General features: G+C 50.7%; 17 protein-coding genes. 7 read left to right on the forward strand and 10 right to left on the reverse strand.

Features of this window, described 5'->3' with window-relative positions; translation table 11 throughout:
- Window positions 1–55: 55 nt before the first annotated feature.
- Window positions 56–874 carry a hypothetical protein gene (locus tag QYL91_RS16450; protein WP_302083918.1) on the forward strand — a complete coding sequence of 273 codons (819 nt, stop codon included), beginning with the start codon at window positions 56–58 and terminating at the stop codon, window positions 872–874.
- Between the two features lie 187 nt (window positions 875–1,061).
- Here QYL91_RS16450 and QYL91_RS16455 read toward each other — a convergent pair whose 3' ends face one another.
- Entirely contained in the window at window positions 1,062–4,397 is a 3,336-nt protein-coding gene (locus QYL91_RS16455) for an adenosylcobalamin-dependent ribonucleoside-diphosphate reductase (RefSeq protein WP_302083921.1), read from the reverse strand.
- Between the two features lie 297 nt (window positions 4,398–4,694).
- The gene (locus QYL91_RS16460; RefSeq protein ID WP_302083922.1) at window positions 4,695–5,117 is read right to left on the reverse strand and encodes a hypothetical protein; all 423 of its coding nucleotides are present in this window, start codon (window positions 5,115–5,117) and stop codon (window positions 4,695–4,697) included.
- Window positions 5,118–5,546: 429 nt separating this feature from the next.
- Here QYL91_RS16460 and QYL91_RS16465 point away from each other — a divergent pair, with 429 nt between their 5' ends.
- The 5 genes from QYL91_RS16465 to QYL91_RS16485 all read left to right on the forward strand — a co-directional run bounded on the left by QYL91_RS16465 (window position 5,547) and on the right by QYL91_RS16485 (window position 11,110).
- Entirely contained in the window at window positions 5,547–7,280 is a 1,734-nt protein-coding gene (locus QYL91_RS16465; RefSeq protein WP_302083923.1) for a sensor histidine kinase, read from the forward strand.
- Window positions 7,281–7,326: 46 nt separating this feature from the next.
- Window positions 7,327–8,130: a UbiA family prenyltransferase gene (locus QYL91_RS16470; protein WP_302083924.1), complete on the forward strand. Its 804-nt coding sequence runs from the start codon at window positions 7,327–7,329 to the stop codon at window positions 8,128–8,130.
- A 39-nt stretch (window positions 8,131–8,169) separates the two neighbouring features.
- A complete protein-coding gene (locus QYL91_RS16475) occupies window positions 8,170–9,135 on the forward strand; it encodes a hypothetical protein (protein ID WP_302083925.1) in 966 nt (321 codons plus the stop codon).
- On the forward strand, window positions 9,132–9,674 hold the full coding sequence (locus QYL91_RS16480) for a restriction endonuclease (protein WP_302083926.1): 543 nt from the start codon (window positions 9,132–9,134) through the stop codon (window positions 9,672–9,674). The genes QYL91_RS16475 and QYL91_RS16480 overlap by 4 nt, the downstream gene beginning before the upstream one ends.
- A 785-nt stretch (window positions 9,675–10,459) precedes the next feature.
- Window positions 10,460–11,110, forward strand: a complete 651-nt coding sequence (locus tag QYL91_RS16485) for a MaoC family dehydratase (RefSeq protein ID WP_302083927.1) — start codon at window positions 10,460–10,462, stop codon at window positions 11,108–11,110.
- A 270-nt stretch (window positions 11,111–11,380) separates the two neighbouring features.
- On the opposite strand, the gene QYL91_RS16490 is transcribed toward QYL91_RS16485, so the two are convergent.
- From QYL91_RS16490 to tmk, 5 genes are all read right to left on the reverse strand, one after another.
- On the reverse strand, window positions 11,381–11,923 hold the full coding sequence (locus QYL91_RS16490; protein WP_302083930.1) for a hypothetical protein: 543 nt from the start codon (window positions 11,921–11,923) through the stop codon (window positions 11,381–11,383).
- 285 nt (window positions 11,924–12,208) lie between these two features.
- The gene (locus QYL91_RS16495; RefSeq protein ID WP_302083932.1) at window positions 12,209–12,463 is read right to left on the reverse strand and encodes a TM2 domain-containing protein; all 255 of its coding nucleotides are present in this window, start codon (window positions 12,461–12,463) and stop codon (window positions 12,209–12,211) included.
- 608 nt (window positions 12,464–13,071) lie between these two features.
- Window positions 13,072–14,280, reverse strand: a complete 1,209-nt coding sequence (locus QYL91_RS16500; RefSeq protein ID WP_302083934.1) for a beta clamp domain-containing protein — start codon at window positions 14,278–14,280, stop codon at window positions 13,072–13,074.
- Window positions 14,281–14,381: 101 nt separating this feature from the next.
- A complete protein-coding gene (locus QYL91_RS16505; protein WP_302083936.1) occupies window positions 14,382–15,278 on the reverse strand; it encodes a J domain-containing protein in 897 nt (298 codons plus the stop codon).
- Window positions 15,279–15,353: 75 nt separating this feature from the next.
- Window positions 15,354–16,001 (reverse strand): dTMP kinase, encoded by a 648-nt coding sequence (tmk, locus tag QYL91_RS16510; protein ID WP_302083938.1) that lies wholly within the window; start codon window positions 15,999–16,001, stop codon window positions 15,354–15,356.
- A 167-nt stretch (window positions 16,002–16,168) separates the two neighbouring features.
- Between tmk and QYL91_RS16515 the strand changes: the two genes are divergently transcribed.
- The gene (locus tag QYL91_RS16515) at window positions 16,169–16,480 is read left to right on the forward strand and encodes a non-histone chromosomal MC1 family protein (protein WP_302083940.1); all 312 of its coding nucleotides are present in this window, start codon (window positions 16,169–16,171) and stop codon (window positions 16,478–16,480) included.
- A 57-nt stretch (window positions 16,481–16,537) separates the two neighbouring features.
- Here QYL91_RS16515 and QYL91_RS16520 read toward each other — a convergent pair whose 3' ends face one another.
- The 3 genes from QYL91_RS16520 to QYL91_RS16530 form a co-directional block, all read right to left on the reverse strand.
- Window positions 16,538–17,077 carry a hypothetical protein gene (locus tag QYL91_RS16520; RefSeq protein WP_302083942.1) on the reverse strand — a complete coding sequence of 180 codons (540 nt, stop codon included), beginning with the start codon at window positions 17,075–17,077 and terminating at the stop codon, window positions 16,538–16,540.
- 175 nt (window positions 17,078–17,252) lie between these two features.
- The gene (locus QYL91_RS16525) at window positions 17,253–18,047 is read right to left on the reverse strand and encodes a hypothetical protein (protein WP_302083944.1); all 795 of its coding nucleotides are present in this window, start codon (window positions 18,045–18,047) and stop codon (window positions 17,253–17,255) included.
- A complete protein-coding gene (locus tag QYL91_RS16530; RefSeq protein ID WP_302083946.1) occupies window positions 18,044–18,577 on the reverse strand; it encodes a hypothetical protein in 534 nt (177 codons plus the stop codon). The genes QYL91_RS16525 and QYL91_RS16530 overlap by 4 nt, the downstream gene beginning before the upstream one ends.
- Window positions 18,578–18,614: the final 37 nt, after the last annotated feature.

Genomic DNA, 18,614 nt, shown 5'->3' on the forward strand with positions numbered 1-18,614 from the left:
GTTTGCTGTGGTTCCCCGGCAAGGATATTTCCTATTGTTCGTCAAAAACATAGATATGCCGGAACAGGTTTTGGTAGATACGGAACCCGTCGACGTAGATGTTGCTTCGGATGCTGTTGAATCACTTCGGAGTGAAAGTGGGTTGTTCCGATCGGCGAAACGTATTGCCTCTGTTCGGAGTTTTTACTACCCTGTGTATGTCGTTGAATATGGGTATCAGAAAACGACTGGGTTCTTACGGAAGTCGAAAGTAACGGAACGTGATGAATTTCTCGTGGATGGTATGGATGCCGGGCACACACGTCAACTGCAACAGTACTGTGATGCAGCGGAGTCCCCTGTCCAAACAATCGTTGGGACGCGTCCTGCGGAGCCTGATTTTCCGAATCATTTCGACAGTCCTCTTGTGTTAGAATCACAGTTATCTCGATCAGATGCCCGTGATTATCTCCAGGTGAAATTAGGAGAGATTGGGGAACGTGTTACTGAAAAGCGTGAAGAAATCCGGGAGCGCGTTGAGGATTTGAAGATGCAGGGTCAACCAGAGGCAGCGAAAAAACAGGCAAAGCAGCTTGATGACCTTGATGGAGATGAGCTGTATGATGAACTCCGAGAGATGTTGTATCTCCCAAACGAATTTTCTAAAGACACGTTTGCAGGTGTGAGTAACGTGGAATTAGTGTATCTCCCGTTCTGGGTTGTGAAAGTGCATTGTGAGGGGGGAGGTGATGAGTTTGTCGCGTTTCGAGACGTAAAGTCCGGGCTTACTGGTCAAATAAAACCAAGTACCGTAGATTGGGTTGCTGATTGGTTCATGGAAGATGTAAGTATCGCAGATCTGTTTGATGACACCGGAAATACAGTGATGAGATGAAGAGTATCGAAAGAGATGATGTCAGTGTGAGCCTCCCAAGACTCGGCGTCTGCCCGCACGTACGTTTCCGCAGTGCGCCGACAGACGCCAACCTACGTACCCAGCAAAGATAGCAACGGACTCTCTTAGTGGCGGCAAAGAAGGTGAGTTGTTTCGTGGACGATACTGTCGTTATCTGTTCAGAGTGTCAGCACTCGGACCAACCGCAGGATTCGCAGGTCTTGCAGCCTTCCGAGTAGTAGAGACTGACACTACCACAGTCTGGGCAGATGTCATCGACTGGCTCGTTGTCTGAGTCATCGGCCATCGATTCGGCTTCCTCTCTGGGTGAGTGCCCATTCTCGTGTTCGGGTGGGCTGGTGTCGCTGCTGGTACCAGCATTGCTTGTGTCGGCAGATGCAGCGTTGGACCCTGCTTCATCGAGACTTTGTTGTCGTGGTTGTGCGCCTCTGAGGCTACCATCGAGGTATCGCTCGAGGGCGAGGCCGATGGCGTCCGGGATCGAATCAACGCGGTCACCACGGTCCCAGTCCACTTTTGGACTGCGAGTGTCACGGAGTTCGTCCACAATCTCTTCTGGGTCAACGCCGGCGCGCAGTGCCGTGCTGATGACCTTTCCGAGTGATTCCGTGAATGAGTTCGTGAATCCACCACTGTTTCCGATGTTGGCGAACAGTTCGAATGGTTCACCGTGGGGCCCTTCGTTGATGTTCACGTAGAGTTTCCCGTACCCTGTGTCGATACGTTGGGTTATCCCATGGAGTACGTCTGGACGATTCCGAATTTCTCCTTCGGACCACTCGTCTTCGTCAGCACTCCCAACGACGTCTTCAGTGAGGTTTTCGACAGCTTCGATTGCCTTGTCGCGGACTGCCTCGTGGTCGAAGAAGCTCTGGAAGTCACCGAACTGGTCTTCGATTTCTTCAGCGACGACTTCCGCGGCTTCAGCATCATTCATCTCGTCGATGTCACTGAAGTCTACGTTGTCCTTCTGGGTTTGAATGACTTGCTTGGTTCGTGTGCCGTCACGGTAGTATGTCACGCCTTTCCCACCGTGTTCGTACACGAATTCGAAGGCGTCTTGCGCGTCACTGAGTGTGGCGTCGTTTGGCGCATTTACGGTTTTGCTGATTGCGGAGTCCACACCATCTTGGCAGGCGCACTGCACACCGGCGTGTTCCTTTGCGGTGAGGTCGTTCGTGGTGATGAACAGTTCACCGAGTTCATCTGGGACTGTGTCAAGACCATCGACACCTTCGAATTCGTTGTCCTCCATTTGCTGTTCGGCTTCCTTCTTGACAGCCTCGATGTCAACGTCGTTGGCCTTCAGCATCCGGAGGAAGTAGTCGTCGAATTCGACGAGCATTTCATCGCCCTGCACGTCTTGGCTGACGTTTTTGTAGTACGCTACTTCGTAGATGGGTTCACACCCACCGGACGTGTCAGCCACCATGCTAGTCGTCCCAGTCGGGGCGATCGTGGTGGTGTTGTGGTTCCGCATCTCAAAGCCATCTTCCCAGTTCTCGGCTTCGAGGCCGGTTTGTTTCTCGAACCATTCTTTGTACTCGGTGGGGTCGGCGTATTTCGAGTCTCCCCAGTTTGCGAACGGCCCACGGCTTTTGGCGAGTTCATGACTCACCGATTTGGATTCTTGATTGATGTGGGTCATCAGCGTTCGCGCGAGTTCGTTCCCGGCGTCCGTGCCGTATTTGATGCCGAGTTGGATGTACAGCTGTGCGAGCCCCATGATTCCGAGCCCGATTTTCCGGTTGTCAGCGACGGTTTCGCTGATTTTTTCGACTGGGAAGTCTGACATGGTGACGACGTTTTCCAGGAAGCGTGTCCCGTATTCGATGCGGTGGTTGAGTTCTTCCACGTCGATGGCTTCTTGGAAGAAGTCTCCCATTGCGTCGGTGATGTTCTCGTAGTTGTCACCGTGGGTGTCGTACCAAGCACGCCAGTCCGGCGCATCCACGTCTGCAACTGTTGAGAGATTTATGTGACCGAGATTACACGCTTCGTACTCCATGAGCGGCTGCTCGCCGCATGGATTTGTTGACAGGATTTCATATTCAGAACTTTTCCCGCCAGGCGTGCTCTCAACCGGGAACGAGTGTTCATCGTTCACTTTGTCGATGTAGATCACACCAGGTTCGCCGTTCTCGTGTGCACCAGCGACGATGCGTTCCCACACTTCCTCCGCAGGAATGGAGAGTTCCTCACCGACCTCGACGTACTCCCCGAGGTCATACCGTTCGTACATTTCTTTCGTCTCCGGCGTAGCGATGTGAGTCTCTTCCGTCCGCGGATTCGTGAACGTGAATTCTTCGCCGTTCTGTACTGCCTCCATGAAGTTGTCCGTGATGCCGACGCTGATGTTAAAGTTCGACAGATGCCCTTCCACTGCGTTCCGCAGGTGTTTGGGGACTTGCCCGTCGTCGTCAATGAGCTCACGAGCCTCTTCAAGAGCTTGTCGGAACGTCTGATGCGTCCGGTCTTTCGGATCGTTCAGACGCAGCGTGTGTGCCAGTGAGACATCTTTCCGTTTTGCGTGGACGAATTCGATGATGTCAGGATGGGAGACGCGCATGATCCCCATCTGCGCACCGCGCCGTGCGCCACCTTGAGCGATCGTCTCACACATCTGGTCGAATGTCTCCATGAACGTTATCGGACCGCTGGCAATCCCACCAGTGCTCCCGACGGTGTCTCCATACCCTCGAAGCCGAGAGAAAGCATACCCCATACCGCCCCCGCTCTGGAAGACAGAAGCAGCTTCTTTCGCCGTTTGATGGATGTCATCCAGATCGTCCTCCGGACTGTTAACGAAACAGGCCGAGAGCTGCTGGAGCTCGTCACCCGCATTCATGATGGTCGGGCTATTCGGCATAAACGAGAGCGACTCCATCATGTCTTGGAACTCGTCGCGCACATCAATGACGTGCTCCGTGATGTCATCGGATAGTTCAGGTACGATGGTGTCGTAGGCGAATTTCGAGACGTTTTCCTCAGTCAGCGGCACCGTGAGGGCGTCCTGCTGTTCTTCGCTGAGATCATCCCATTCAACCCACTCGTTCCGTTCGTTGTTTTCGAATTCCAGCGTGACGTCTCTGGAGCGAACAGCGGTGATGTTCGGCACACCACCAAAGTTCTCGGATAGCGTCCCATCTTCGATGAACGCTTCCTGTACGAGTTCGTCACGCCGTGGATGATCAGGTTTGACCTGCTCCGGCGTTACCTCAACCGATGAGTCCAGTCTCTCAGCCTCGTAGACGGCTTCTGCTAGTGCAATGTTGTCTGCGATGCGCTTGAACAGTTCTTCCTGAGATTCAACCGGTTCACCGTTCTCGTCTTTCTTGAGATACCGCGCAGGAAGGATGTTGTTGTGTGCATTCGCAGTTAGTACTTCTTCAATTGTATCACCAGTCACCCGTTTAATTGGGCGACGGATTCCCGATTCTCCTGCTGTTGCAATGAGAGTGTCAGTATCCGTGTCTGCGGATTCGGTTTCTTGCATTGACATAGTTACTGTCTTGGGAGGCCCACACCCGGGAACTGTGCCAGGCGGGGCGCTGCATATCAGATTTCTCCGCGCCCCGCCGCACTTGCTCCACAGGCAGTTGAGGCTGATTATTGGTTTGGTCTCGTGCCTAATGAACGATTGGGACCCGGCTCATTTATGACTGCAACCAGTACATCCACTTCCTGTTATGCGATTTCTGCGATTTCCATAAAGACATTCCCGTCGTATCTCGAGGAGGACTTGTACAGGCGGTTCGAGGCGACTGCCTCGGGGCTTGACCCGGGGTGGGTTCACAGTTCACTTGTCGTTGAACCAGTCGTTGTCTGTCCAGTTACGTTTACCGATGAGACGCGCTGTTGGGTCTTCTGCTGTTGGAAGACTGATGAGAAATGCTGGTTCCTCGCTTTGCGCATCGTAGATGTACAGTACTGGTTCTTCTTCACCGTAGTACCAGTCGATGTGCGGATTAAGAGTATCTGGGGTACCACTCACGTTCAGCTCGGTGTTCGAATTTTTATCTTCCCGTGATGGTTCACCTAGTTTGACTTCTTCTTTGAGTTCTGTGGTATTTGCAGTATCTTCTCGAAGATTGATATTCTGGGTGTGAACGGTTTGTTCTGCCTGAGCAGTGGTGTTGGGTGTGTCATTCATGTTTTGCTGTGAACGCGCCTTTTCACGCCCGAGCTGTTGCTGTTTGGGGTGTAAGCGGACGCGCTTCATTGGCTGCTTTCGGCGCGTCCGCACGACACGCGTGTTTTGTTCGCTAGTGGACTTGTCATTATCAAACGCCGAGCTCCACCAGTGGTGAGCTCGGCACCCTGTAGTGAGAGTCGCGGGTCGTGGAGTGGTGTGCCTTTGACGAATGGGTGAACCACCCCTGCCTACTCGCCGCCGTTGGCGGCTCCTTGAGGAAAGGGGGATTAGCGCCTGCAATCAGCTAAATCTGGCAAGTCAGAAAAAGAGTCGAGGATGTCATTGGTTTCATTGCTGGGTGGTTGCTTTCAGTTTCTAGGATTTATAACCACCCAGGTATGAAACTGAATAGAGAGGTGTTTCAGTGCTTTCGCTTTCCAGTGCCTTACCTCAAGCAGTTGAAAAGTCGTGCGGATTAGACGTGATTATAAACATCAGTGATTTGAGGGTGTTAAGATGATTCTTCAGGGGTCAGTATCTGCGGTCGTGGCGTTGTTCGGAGTCCTGGGGTTTGTAGTTTCTCTAGTGAACGCGTGCCTACTCTATGAAGAGAGACAGAAATCAGCTGTCACCTGGGTACTCATGTTGATGCTTGTCGGAGTTTGTTGGTCGGGGATATTCATTCTCATGGGGGTTGTGAACGACCGCGCAGTCACACTTGCGGTTGCGAATTTTCTGTGGCCTCTACCAGCAATAGCGGCAGTGATTGTCTTCCTCCTAGCGTACGAGTTCACGTATGATAGTATGGTAGCGAAAAAATACGTCGTAGGGTTGTTTATTCCTCCGACTCTCTTGTTTGTGTTTGCATGGTTTAATCCTGCAAATGTGGTTTTCACGGAGTCTCAGAGAGTTATCTCGCAGGGACATGTGCAGTTGGTCGGCTTCGGTGGTCCGCTGATGATTGCGGTTCAAAAAGTGTACGGATATGCATTAGTCTCTATTGGCCTAGGTCTTCTTGTCGGTGAAATCATCCACTCTGAAGGCGTGCGCTGTCGTCAAGCTTTGTATCTTTTCTCGTTAGTTCTCATTTTGGTTGTGATGGCGAGTATCAAGGCATTCGGATTTGTCCCAGTGTATTATGATCCGACGGTAAGTGCATATTCGTTAGTAGGCATCCTGATAACCGTGTCTATAAACAAACATGGGTTAATCTATCAAGAAACAGTCAGTCAAAATGAGGTGGTTCGTGCGACTACTGATGGATTAATTGTTGTTGGGCCAAATGATGAGATTGTCGATGTAAATGCGGCAGTGCAAAATATGTGTCCTGACCGGATACCTGCCGTTAATTGCGGATTTAATCAGGTGTTCCCTGAGATTCAGCTTGGAGAGTCACCACAAGTAGTACAGATGGACCTTGAAAGCGGAGAGAAATATTTCTCTGTCAGTGAGTCATCGATGTTGTTTGGTCGGGAGATGCAGGGGAAAGTCATATCACTGACTGACATAACGGAAGTTAAGCAAAAAGAGCAGGAACTGAGACTGCTGAAAAACATCTTCACCAGGGTATTCCGCCATAATATCCGGAATAGACTAACTGTTGTTCTGGGTCATGCTGAACTATTGGAAACGACTGGAGAAAATGAAGAAAGCGTGGAGAAGATCAAGCATGCAGCGGATGAGATCGCTGCACAAGCAGAGAAAGCTCGGCACTTAGAAGGAATTATCACCGACAGCACGCAGCAAAAACAATCATTCGCAAGGATTGTTCAGAGTGGAATACAAAGTGCTGATTTACCCTCCAGTGTTGACGTTTCCGTGTCGCTATCTGAAGCACAGGTATTGTGTCATCACAATTTTTCCCGCGCTGTTGAGGAGATCGTGGAAAACGCAGTAGAGCACGATACGACAGAGACAGAAACAAGAATCGAGGTGGAATCAACGGTTGAAGATGAGTCGGTGGTGCTTGAAATCCGAGACAATGGACCTGGAATTCCAGTCTCAGAAATTGAGGCGTTACGGCGTGAATGTGAAACTGATCTCACCCACGGTGAAGGCGTAGGTCTGTGGTTAGTGAAATGGCTTGTTTTCCAATCAGGTGGGACTGTACAATTCCATGTTGAAAACGGGAGTTGCATCGAAGTGCGTCTTCCAGTTGTGAATGCTGATGGTGAGTCTGGGAGTCAACCACTTGTCCTCGGGGGGTCTAGCTGGGGGAGTGTAGATGACTCGCAGATCATGACGATTTAACCACCCCACCTAACTTTTACATATTTCACGCCACCTTGAAAGGACTATGAGGAGGCATACAGTTGCCGGACTTTTCCTCAAACTCAACATTTGGCTCGTGTTGCAATCGATGCTGCTAGTAACTGCCTCAACCCTAGCACTCGGCGTCCCTCTCTCAGATGTCGGACTTGCTCTCTTACTCCCACCGCTTCTTTTCTACTTCATCTATGTCGAGGATCGACGAGATGTTAGTCCCGAAGACCGAATCAACAATCCAGAACGAGTCGCACTCGTTAAGTCGAATCACCGATTCCTACTTCTCACAGAAATCAGTGCTCTTGTGAGCTATGAAGCGATACTCACATGGTTCATCTATATTGATTCAGGTGCACCCCTCGCAGAATTCAGTCTCTTTATCTTAGGCCAAGCACCTTTCGTGATTCTACTCTTCTATGAGCAGTTGAAAGAGTACTTCCCAGCAGTTGACTCAGTTGCTGTCGCCACAACATGGGCGTTTGCAGTCCTCTACCCGGTCTTCCTCACTACCCCCAAGTCATTCACAACCCAATCTGTCGCCCTCTTTTTTGCTTGGTTTCTCATTGTGTTCGCGGGTGTCGAATCACGGAATATCCAAGACCTTGAAGGAGATAAAGAAGCAGACCGGTCCACGCTCGCTGCGAAGATTGGTGCGTCACAAACACGCTTCTTAGAAATCGGACTCAAGTTTGGGGGAATCGCACTCATCAGTTTCCTCACTCCAACACTATTCGCAGTGGTTCTCGTGGTGGTTCACTTGGGTCTGTTACATGCATTCCGGAAGGTGAGTCAAAACTTCGAACTGAAAGCATCCGATGCAATGGTGTCACCGTGAAATCCTATCTTTCAACTTTCGCGCAGTCACAGATAGTGTATGTCCAGTCATGATGCTGAGCTCCCGTCGTACTCGTTGTTGCAGAGTCACGAAACGATTGTGACGTATGCGCTCCCAGATCCAGAGGATGATACGGGCGGATACCTATTGCTGGAACTATTTTCCTGGGAACTTGTTGATGAGAATCAGTCCGGCACGTCAGAATTCCGGGTTGATGAGCCAAACCGTGACGGAAAAGTGTACGACGGGATTGGGTTCACACTTAGCATCACCAACCCGGGTGATGTACGAGATAACCCACCGCATCTCAAAGACTGGGTGCGCAAAGAATACGATACGCATAGTTGTGGCGGTGGAAAAGATGGTCATACATTCCGACTTCAGAACACGACACCGGAAGAAATTCGCGCATTAGTTCAAACAGTCGCGCAGTACGTGTTTTCGTACTGGTGGGCGCTTCGACAGACTGACGACTATAATCCAACACTCAAACGCAAAGAGAGTTACCGGAGTCGTCGTCATCGTCTCGACATCGTTGATGATGTCCGTCCAGATGGTACGATCATCTATAATGACGGGAGCACCAGTGACGGGCCGTATGCGCTTTCAGACATTGACTTACTCCCCAAGGCTGACTGGGACTCACCAGAAGAACGTGCCGAAGCCATGCTTGCTGATACTCTCGAGGACCTGCGCGACGAGTATGGGTATTACACGGTGCAGCAGGCACTCAGAAATGTCGAAGTGAAGAAACCTGAGGCGCTCGAAACCACGAAGACAGACGCGCTTAAAGCGCAAGAAGAACTTGAAGCGGCACTCAGGAAAGTTGACCCGGACGGAGTTGGACACCGTATCTGTCGTGGGATCACCAACCGGTTTGACACCGTTGAAGAGCTGGTCACGGACATCGAGACTGGAGGGTCGGAGTTACGAGACATCCGTGCTGTGGGAGAAAGCACTTTCAAAAATATTGAGAGAGCATTCGCAGAATACGACTACCTGTGACAGAAATCACCGCCGCAAGTATGCCACCTGTCTCTTTCACCAACCGTACTCTTGCTTTTGTTGCCTTCGTTATTATCGCGTTCGTACTGCTCGCATATGCGGAGCAACGTCGGGACTCCGACCCGGAGACATGGACTTGTGAGTACATTATTGACGCGTATACACCTCGTGAATTCGAAGCACTCCTCCGAGAACTCTGGGAGGATAACGGGTATTCTGCCGAACTCACTAGTAATGGCGCTGATGGCGGTGTTGATGTCTTCGCGTCGAAACGCGGTGTTTCTGTTGCAATTGAAGCCAAACAGTATAGCCCCAAGAACACGGTTGGGCGACCAGTCGTTCAGAAAGTCGTCTCTGCCTCCCAGCAACACGGACGAAGCAAGGCAACGGTCGTTACTACATCTTCGTTCACAGACCCAGCAGAAGACGCCTGCGACGCACTCCGGTCAAATAGCGGTGTGAGCGTTGAACTAGTGGACGGAGATGACCTCGTCGCACGGTTGAATAACTCCGCACTCAACCCTGGTGATGTACTGTAATTCACCACCCTCACCATGAGGCGAATATCCAGAATCCTGCATCAGCCCAATACTGCAACCACTCAATGGCAGCCTGAATTGTATCCCGGTTTGTTTCTGAGAGTTCGACAGTGCGATTCTCGAGTACCCGATTTAAGCTACTTGCTAACTTCTCCATTTGTGGGGGTGCCATATCACGGTACAGATCTGCTTTCACTCTGTCTGGCACTGCGTCAATCGTGGTCACGCGTTGTGCGCGGAAATACCATGACTGCTCGTACGGCGAAACTTCGAAATGTTCCGGTGGTGACGATGCTGAGGGGATTAATTCCTCTTTACGCACAGTTTCAACGTCTGTGTCCCCCATCGCGCGCTCCGGAGCGTCCTCACCACGTAGACCGATCGTCCAATCAAGCCCCATCAGGATCACTCTTGGAGATGCCGGACATAGTTTCATCACCACTCCAATCAGTCGTTGGTTTGTTCATAGCTATCCGCATCGTTTCCAGTTGAGTTGTAATCATAGTTTTCTCTGTCCTGTGCCGCGATTTCCATCATTTCCTCATGCAAGAAAGGCGACTGTTTGCCACTGGCGGCGCAGGCACCACATTCTGATGCTGCGCCGCCTGGCCCGCCCCACAAAGACGTGGTCTTACGATGCACTGCTCTGAGTGTGTTTCTGAACCCCGGGTAGGGTGCACGACCCGTATGGCGCGTGTACCCACCCGGGGATGTCACATGGGGCGGGCCAACATGACTCGTCGATTTCCCTTTGATTTTTCTGTGACTGGGTATTAGGAAAGCGTATGAGCGTTGATGATGATTCAGAGGTATCAGACGGTTCTAGGTGGTCACCAGCTGCGTATGTCCGCCGAAGCACAGAACATGCAGCACGCAGTTCGGCACATTTCATGTCTGCATTTGTAGAGGCAAGTCGAGCTGCAACGCCAGGCGTTGTTGATGATGTCGCTGAGCAAGCGCGTATCGCAGCAGGGAAATTGAAAGACAGTATCGCGTATTCTCAGCCCGACTGGGACACTACGCGGTCGATCGAGAATTTCTCAGACTTAGCTGTCGGTGAGTGGGTTGAGTTCTCGAAGACAATCTCAGAAGGTGACGTGACAGCGTTTGCAGAGTGTAGTGGCGATACAAATCGCCTGCACTTAGATGATGAGTTCGGTGCAGAAACCCAGTTCGACGGGCGGATTGTGCATGGAACACTAGTGTCGGGTGTGATGAGTGCAGCACTGGCACGATTTCCTGGTGTCTCAATCTACGTCTCGCAAGAGATGGAGTTTGTAGGGCCAGTGAAGCCAGGTGAACGTGTCACAGCGCGCTGTGAAATCGAACAAGAGCTCGGGGACGGAATGTACCAGCTTTCGACCCGAGTGTGTGATGAAAGCGGTGCTGAAGTGATAACTGGCGAAGCAGTTGTCCTGTTCCAACCACCTGAGTGAATCTGGCCTGTGAATTGGATTCGGGATTGGACGTCCTGACTCTCTTTCTTTTCGCATCAACACTCATAGAGGAATTCCTGAGTGTGAACCGCCTCGGGGTCAAGCCCCGAGACTTCCCGTTTCTACGACATAAAGTGCTTTGTAATCTTGCTCCGGAACTTGACGCCCAGTCTACAGGGGGGACCAGCACGCGTGCCTTGGGGGTTGTCCCCAAGGTACTTCACTCGTCAGCAGCGCCGCTGTCTTCACTGAAGATGACGGTATTCGCTTTCATTCGTTGAGGACGTACTCGACGATCGGGTCGGCCTGTTCACGGGCAGCCATGGCCTCGCGGACTGTGCTGTTGTCGAATGCAACGCCGAAGTACTCAGCTGTCTCTGCATTGACTGTGGGGGTGATGTCCATCACGGACCCGCCGTGTTCGACCCAGGCGTGTGGGACAACTGCTGGGAATTCAGTGTTGACTGCGTACCCTTCACAGTATGTTACTTCGGGGAGTAGCCCGGTCTGCGCGTTGTAGTAACAATTGTTCGGGGCTGCGTTCGGCATCCGGTCGCGCAACTCCCGGTATGTATCGTCAGGAATCGCGTCCGGGTCACTCGCCCGCCAGTCACCGTGTTTGGTGTAGTACTCGATGACAGGGTATACGTCACAGCGTGCTTCTAGGTATGCTTCGAACGACGGGCGGAGATTGTCAAGGTTGAGGAATTGCGCGACGGTTCCGATGAATTCTGCTTCGTCGTGCCAGGCGACGATTTCACGCCAGTCCCTGTCAATGTCATTCGCGTCTGTGTTAGTGTCATGTCGCGGCATTTGACTATGCACATTTCACTCAGCCATAGTAATGAATAATTGGAAATCAGTCGTAGTTGACTAGTATCGCGGTCGTTGTTGACCTGGCAGTGCCCGTATCGGCGTTGATTGATTCACGAACAGTTTACTTGCTGGTGTTCCTGTCAGTGTAAGCTGCTCCGGATCAAACCCCGAGGAACTTTGGCCTACTCCGCCTGTAGAGACTGCTCACAGCGTTAAGGAACGACCCCAGAGATGTCTCTGCGGGTTTAACTCTGCTGTGAAAGAAATCCTGATGCGGGTGGTTTAGTAGCTGACGCCGTGAGCTTCGAGTTCGCTTTGGGCGTCACCCACGATCTTGGCGATGTGGAGCGGGCTGATGAAGAACCCGAGGAGGAACCAGTTCGCAGTCAGGATGTTCAGGATGGCAGCTCCGGTCTTGCCCACCATGTAGTACGCCAGCGGTGGCAGGAAGAGACCGAGCAGTGCGTAGGTCAGTTTCGACTTGTCCGCGATCTGTTGAAGTTCGTACCGTTTTGATTCTGGCAGTTCGTCCGACATCACCTGTAATTACTCATGGGGGAATATAAAAGTGATTGATTTAGTGTAGTACGTGAAAGCATGTACAGGACCTCTTTTTGGGTATTTCTTCCAGAAAACTGAGAGTCCTTCTCTTCTGGGGGAAACTGAATGATATCTTTCTTCGTTACTCCAAAGAGAGGAAACTCAGGTGGATTTTCGCTTCGAGATGCTGTAAGTTCTATAAGGCAATACTTCGTAAATTCAGAAATGAAGAAATGGCGGTGACCAGATCGTACGCACCGTATGTCGTTACGATTTTCCTGTTTGCCAGTGCAATCCTCATCTGGCTTCGAAGTCATGCCGTGATTGTCCTATTGAGTGATGTATTCCAGTATGCACTCCAGTCTGGCAGTGTTTTCATCCTCGCAGTGATTATCATGGTGGTTCTTGCTGTCCCTCTCTTCACTATCTATTACTGGCGATGGGTGCGGCCTTATCGGTGAACGCGTTTCAAAGAAAATGATTACCGTCGACGAATGAAAGATACACTTTCTCCTCCCGCTGCAACCCGTTGTTGCTGATGAGTAAATCATGAAGTGATTTGTCAGCGGTTGAGGCGGATGCCCGGGGTTTGACTGTGAGGCAATTCACTGGTGGCGTGGGGCGAGCATGGATCGGAGGTGTGCTCCGGCATCGAAGTTGAACGTTATCTCTATTGGCGTGTCGTGACGAAGACGAAGTGTAATTGGTGTTTGCTGTTGTGATTTCAGTAGTTTTGAGAGAGAAGAATTCAGATGGGAGGCACTGAGAAGTACACCTTCATTTGTTGTTTTAGAGTCAGATGAGTACGAATAGTCGATGCGGGGTGACTCTGTGTCAATGAGAAGGTCGTTAGTATCGTCACTTGTTTCCTCAGTAGTGCTGATGCCTTCTTCGGTGGTGTATAGTGTTATGTGTTCTGTTTGGTTTGTTGCGGTCTCAAGTGCTTCTACTATAGTTTGCCCGTTTTCGGCGTTGATCTCTGCATCGAAGTTGAGTCCATCACCGAAGTCGGGAACGCGCTGTCGCGTTGGTTCGATTGCACCGAAACTCACTGAGGCAGGAGTCGTTTGCTCGCTTATCGTTATTTTACCGCAGAGATTTGGATGCCCGTCGAGTGTAGTACTATTGTTGGATGAGACGCTGAGTTTGATTTCGTTGTCGTTGACTGCTGTGATGAGTCGTGTAAATGCATCCCAGCTGAATGCTGTGATGCCAGTGTCAGTACAGGAGTATTCAGTCCAAGCTTCTCGCGGTATGTATAGTTCATAGTAAGTGACGTTTGAAGCATCCATCCCATATATGAACCAACAGTATGGCGTCACGATAATGACGGGCTCTCGGTTCTCGAGTTTTTGAGCGTGACGTCGGAAAATATCTAACCATTCACGCGGTAGCACTCCTTCGAATTCAGGTGGTGTTGGATTGTCGGTGTTTAGTGCCTGTTCTAACGCGTTTGCTTGTCGGCGTTCATGATCTACTGCATCTAACTCAGCGCAAATTGACTCAATACTGCTAGTTACCTTATCAGAGAGTTCGAATGCGTTGGTTGGTTCGTATTCTTCATTGATTTCCGGATTAGCAATCCCATCACGGAATGAATTTGGAGTGATTCCTTCACCAGGCGATTTTGGCCCGATTCGTTCTGCTGGGATGTCAGATGGGATTTTTTCACGAACGCTTGGTGGAAGTTGAGCGCGTGCCTCATCAGCTGCTGCCTCAATATGTTCAACTACGACTTCGTCAGTTGACTCGTCGTCAGTTTGGAGTGACTCCAGACTCAGTTGTGTTGTCGTATGTGCGTTTGATTGACTCATGAGTGTCTCTGTTTGGGTGTTGAGTGCTTGGGAACTGCCTGTGTGCGGCCCGACTCACCTTTGTTTTGGTCGGGCCGCGCCACGTACTAGACTCCGGAATTTCATGCAAATTCGTTTGCGAGATGTAGCACTGAGAAGATTGCGGCCAAGATAGGAATAAATGGTGCTACTGCGGCTAAGACTGGCGAATGCGGAGGGATGTCCTGCATAAGAAACCACGCCAGAATTATGGAACTCAGGAAAAACACGAGATACGTTATAAGAAGTCCACCGATATATTCCGTTCCCCGGTTCACCTCAATGTCACCGACCGGTGTTTGCACTTTCGTGCCGGTCTCAAAAGAGTTCTTGTTGTGGACTGCGCTTTCTGGCGGGGTAGTCTCATCATCCCAATCTGTCTCCTCAGCTGTATCTTCAACTGTTTCTCGCTGCGGTTCTGCGTTCTGTGATTGGTTCGATGGTGGTTCTGGGATAGTATCATTATCGTCTGTTGTTCGATACTCCTCGTTGGTTGTTCGCCACCATGGAATATCATTACCTGTCTGTGGGTGCTGATATGCCATTGATCTCTTGGTTCGTTGTTTATGGTTTGACGCCGATCGTGATGATTTGAACCCGCCAGGATTAGGGTCTGTATTTTCTTGCGGTTCACGAGGTGGTGGTGTTATGCCGTCATCGGTGTTTTCGTTGCTAGCTGTAGGTGAGGTTCCGCTGGTGCTTGGTTTTGGGAGTGACTCAGCTCCAGGCCATTCATTTGGAGAAAGAAATTGATGAACATATGCGATGTGTCCAAGACGATCATACACCTCCCGTTCAGAGGCGTCTAAGAGAATTTTTCGTGCAGTTTGAACACGTCGAAATTCGCGTTTAGCGTCAGGGATATCACTCACGTCAGGATGGGTTTCCTTTACCCGGTTCTGGTATGCTGATTTGATTGTTTCAGCGTCAGCAGTTTCTGCAACATCGAGCACTTCGTAAGCAGTTTGTTCAGGTGGCATACCAGATACTGACTGTTGTACCTGTACGTGAGGTCTTCCATTCTTAATAAGTTAATTCGGGATTTGTGGAACTGGTTAATGTTGGCGTGTTAGGAATTCTGTGGTGGTTTCTATGATGGTGCTTTGGACAGTTGATTTGGTCTGGGTAGCATCGATGGAGGCGAATCGGTTGCGTTGTTGTTCCATGGTGATTTCGTAGTTTGCAGCGACGGTTTCAAGATGATTTAGGCGTTCGAATTTGTTGGCTTTTGCGCTGCGTTCTACTGCTGTTTCTGGGGGGACTGAAAGGTAAATTGTGAGGTCGGGGATTCGTGACCATGGTTGGTGGAGGTTTTGGATCCAGGTGAGGATATTATCTACAGAGAGGCCAGTGTAGTTACTGAGAGTTGCGGCTTGGTATGCACATCGAGAGTCTATGTATCGGTCGGAAATCACAACTTTCCCATCGTTGAGGGCTGGGAGGATTGTGTTGTTGAGATGTGCAGCATGATCGGCAATGTAGAGAAAGAGTTCTGCGAGTGCGTCGGCATCATCTTGATGGAGAGATTGATAGACGGCGTCTCCGTAGAAGGTGTCCTGTGTGGGTTCGCGTGTGAAGATGATCTCTGTGTCGTCGATTTTGTTGGGGAGTTCTTCTTTGAGGGTTTCCCAAGCGGTTGTCTTACCGCTGCCGTCGATACCTTCGAGCGTGATGAGCGTTCCAGAAGTGGTGGTGTCGGTCATGTCTGTGTGTTTTGGTTGCTGCGGGTTAGTTGTGAGGCTTTTCGATGTCTGTGCTGAGGGTTGGGTGGTGTTTTTATTGTTTCTGTGTGGTCACCCCGATGCAAGGTTGCGATTATGGGTCAGGTTTTTAAGAACGAAGGTGTAACACTTGGGTGGAGGTAGTCATCATGGCACAAGAAGACAGTAAGCGAAACTTTGCGTATCGTGAAGACACTGAAGAAACAGGGACGTTCTCTGGGAACACACCTCGACAAGCTGCTCTCAAGGCTGCCCGGAAGAACATTGACGCTGCACCTGACAAAGCCACAGCTCAAGCTGACAAGACCGAAATCCGTCTTCGTGAGAAGGGCACTGACAAGATCCACATCTACGATGCGTGGGCTTGGACTGAAGATGCCCCTGAAGATGGCCCTGAGTGGCTCGGTGATACTGTCACCGAAGCCAATGTCAGCAAGAAAACCGTCGCACACCTCGAGTAACATTCCTTGTCTGGCCGTATCTAGGTCAGCGTTTTCATCGAATATTCTGATAGAGAATTATGCGTGAGAGAGAAGTGCATCAGCCAATTCGGTGCGACCACGGAGTCGATCTGCGATATCCAAGAAGAACTCGGAGATCACTGTCTCTATTTCGCTCCGGGATGTGTACTTGATACTAGTTGTCCCGTCGACGGAGAGTGATCGCATTGATGCTTGCAGTACATTCTCAGAAATCGGGGCTTTTGATGCATCAACAGATTCGGTTTGTGCTTGGACTTCTAGCGTCACACTACACAGTGTTGATAACACAGTTTCACGTGTCACTGGATGTTCGATTGAGATTTCTGGGCCTATTGCGGTCTGTACATTGTTGCGGATTTCTTTGCGGTGTTTAGCAGGAAGATATGCAGCAAACCATTTCCCTAGTGCATTCACGTCGTAAGATTCTCCTTCAGCCGGTGAATCTTCAGACGAATCTCTGGTACCTGCCGCAGATTTCGTCGAGCTATCCGCATCATCTGCTAGTTGACTGAAATCACGGAACGTGAGATCATCTGTGTGTTGGTCTTTATCAGCAGCAGTCGTGAGGTCAGCCATTGATACATTTGCTTCACGATTCGAAGTTATGTGAGATTGTGTGTTTGAAGACATTGAAATCACTCAATTACTACTCATTCTTTGTTACCACCGGCGCGATTCTCGGTAGATCCGTACTGCCCCGGCGGCGCTTCAGTGCCACCCCCGCGCCGCCCGTGCTATACTGCGTTCACTGTCAAAGTGTGACTGCTTTTTCTGCGAGTGAAAAGTTCTCTACTTGGCCGCCAGTATCTGTTGGTTGTTTTGCCGGAATATATTGTCCAGTCTCTAATTTTCGCACGAAGGCATCAACCGGATCAACGTACACCGGTCCTGGATATCCAGTTAACGTCTTCACGTATGGTGTCCCGTCGTATGTTGTTGTCTTCGTATGCAACAACGTTGGATCAGACCCAACCAACGACGTCACATCGTATTCGTTGATATCGAATACCCCTTCAATCGTCTTCACCGACCGAATGAGTCGCCCCCCATCAATAGTTAACCAATCAACGATATTGGAACTTCCACCATGCCGCTCGAAAAATGCTGACACTGCTTCTTCAACCGTGACTTGCCCAGGATGCGAGCTCTCAAGGAAAGCAGGACCTCCAGCATCGTTCTCCCAGGTAGTCGGATCGCGGAGCAACTGAATTTCATCACGCAGAAGCAGATCCCGAAGTGATCCTACGGAAATCGAGATAGCTTCATCATCAGCAGGAGTCACAGTCTCAGCCCCGGTGAGTGAGAGCGTGAACTTCGGGAACTCATACCTACCATCGCGTTCTTCAGCTGTGACATTCAGCCCGACAATCTGCTCTTCTTCGACATCGAGCAGTCCCGCGACGTTACCGATATCCAGCGCGTCATGCGGTGGATCCTCACCGAGGAACGTCAGGATGAACGATGTGTCGGTACTGGCAGTCAGCACGTCTCGCACTTGTTGAGTATTCGTTGTGGAAACTGGCTCAACACTTGTCTTCGGGATCATGCTTCACCCTGTGGGCGCTGCGGTGTTTTGGATTGAGATGTATTACTGGGGAGTGCCTGCGAGACGGTGGTTGTGACCGCCTCTTCGAATGTCGGCACCGACGATTCGGGTAGTCCCCACATTTCGAAACACGCCGAAATCTCAACGGTAATTGGGTGGCCGTCAGCGTCCAGTGTTACAGTCCCTCGATATGTTAGTTCGTCACTAGAGAAATTTTCGAGGATTGTCGTCTGTGTATGCCATTCCTCGTAGGCCGCGTCTAGTGTTTCAGCTAATGCGGCGAGACCGTCTGGCGTGGACTCATTATGTGGATCGAGTGTGAGGTGGACTGAGAGCTCATCATCGCGGTCACGCGCAGCCGCAGCGCGATTCTGAAACCACGCTGGAACGTCACTGGCGTCCATGAGGTGCACACCGAGATATGATGGCACATTCTTGCCAGTCTCGATAGCGTGTTGAATTGCGTTACAGATTGGCGTTGCAGTACTCTGATTTAGCTGGAAGTTGTGTCGAATTGTCTCGTGAACCATAGTTGGAACCTGGGACTGGCTGACGGGCCCGGCCCGT

The organism is Salinibaculum rarum, from assembly GCF_030505615.1.
Lineage (GTDB): Archaea > Halobacteriota > Halobacteria > Halobacteriales > Haloarculaceae > Salinibaculum > Salinibaculum rarum.

Bases quoted from the DNA above. Each gene is read 5' to 3' on its own strand.
- QYL91_RS16485 (WP_302083927.1), top strand. From the start codon at position 10,460: ATGAGCGTTGATGATGATTCAGAGGTATCAGACGGTTCTAGGTGGTCA.
- tmk (WP_302083938.1), bottom strand. From the start codon at position 16,001: ATGACCGACACCACCACTTCTGGAACGCTCATCACGCTCGAAGGTATC.
- QYL91_RS16525 (WP_302083944.1), bottom strand. From the start codon at position 18,047: ATGATCCCGAAGACAAGTGTTGAGCCAGTTTCCACAACGAATACTCAA.
- QYL91_RS16460 (WP_302083922.1), bottom strand. From the start codon at position 5,117: ATGAAGCGCGTCCGCTTACACCCCAAACAGCAACAGCTCGGGCGTGAA.
- QYL91_RS16495 (WP_302083932.1), bottom strand. From the start codon at position 12,463: ATGTCGGACGAACTGCCAGAATCAAAACGGTACGAACTTCAACAGATC.
- QYL91_RS16470 (WP_302083924.1), top strand. From the start codon at position 7,327: ATGAGGAGGCATACAGTTGCCGGACTTTTCCTCAAACTCAACATTTGG.
- QYL91_RS16490 (WP_302083930.1), bottom strand. From the start codon at position 11,923: ATGCCGCGACATGACACTAACACAGACGCGAATGACATTGACAGGGAC.
- QYL91_RS16465 (WP_302083923.1), top strand. From the start codon at position 5,547: ATGATTCTTCAGGGGTCAGTATCTGCGGTCGTGGCGTTGTTCGGAGTC.
- QYL91_RS16475 (WP_302083925.1), top strand. From the start codon at position 8,170: ATGTCCAGTCATGATGCTGAGCTCCCGTCGTACTCGTTGTTGCAGAGT.
- QYL91_RS16450 (WP_302083918.1), top strand. From the start codon at position 56: ATGCCGGAACAGGTTTTGGTAGATACGGAACCCGTCGACGTAGATGTT.
- QYL91_RS16500 (WP_302083934.1), bottom strand. From the start codon at position 14,280: ATGAGTCAATCAAACGCACATACGACAACACAACTGAGTCTGGAGTCA.
- QYL91_RS16530 (WP_302083946.1), bottom strand. From the start codon at position 18,577: ATGGTTCACGAGACAATTCGACACAACTTCCAGCTAAATCAGAGTACT.
- QYL91_RS16455 (WP_302083921.1), bottom strand. From the start codon at position 4,397: ATGTCAATGCAAGAAACCGAATCCGCAGACACGGATACTGACACTCTC.
- QYL91_RS16520 (WP_302083942.1), bottom strand. From the start codon at position 17,077: ATGGCTGACCTCACGACTGCTGCTGATAAAGACCAACACACAGATGAT.
- QYL91_RS16515 (WP_302083940.1), top strand. From the start codon at position 16,169: ATGGCACAAGAAGACAGTAAGCGAAACTTTGCGTATCGTGAAGACACT.
- QYL91_RS16505 (WP_302083936.1), bottom strand. From the start codon at position 15,278: ATGCCACCTGAACAAACTGCTTACGAAGTGCTCGATGTTGCAGAAACT.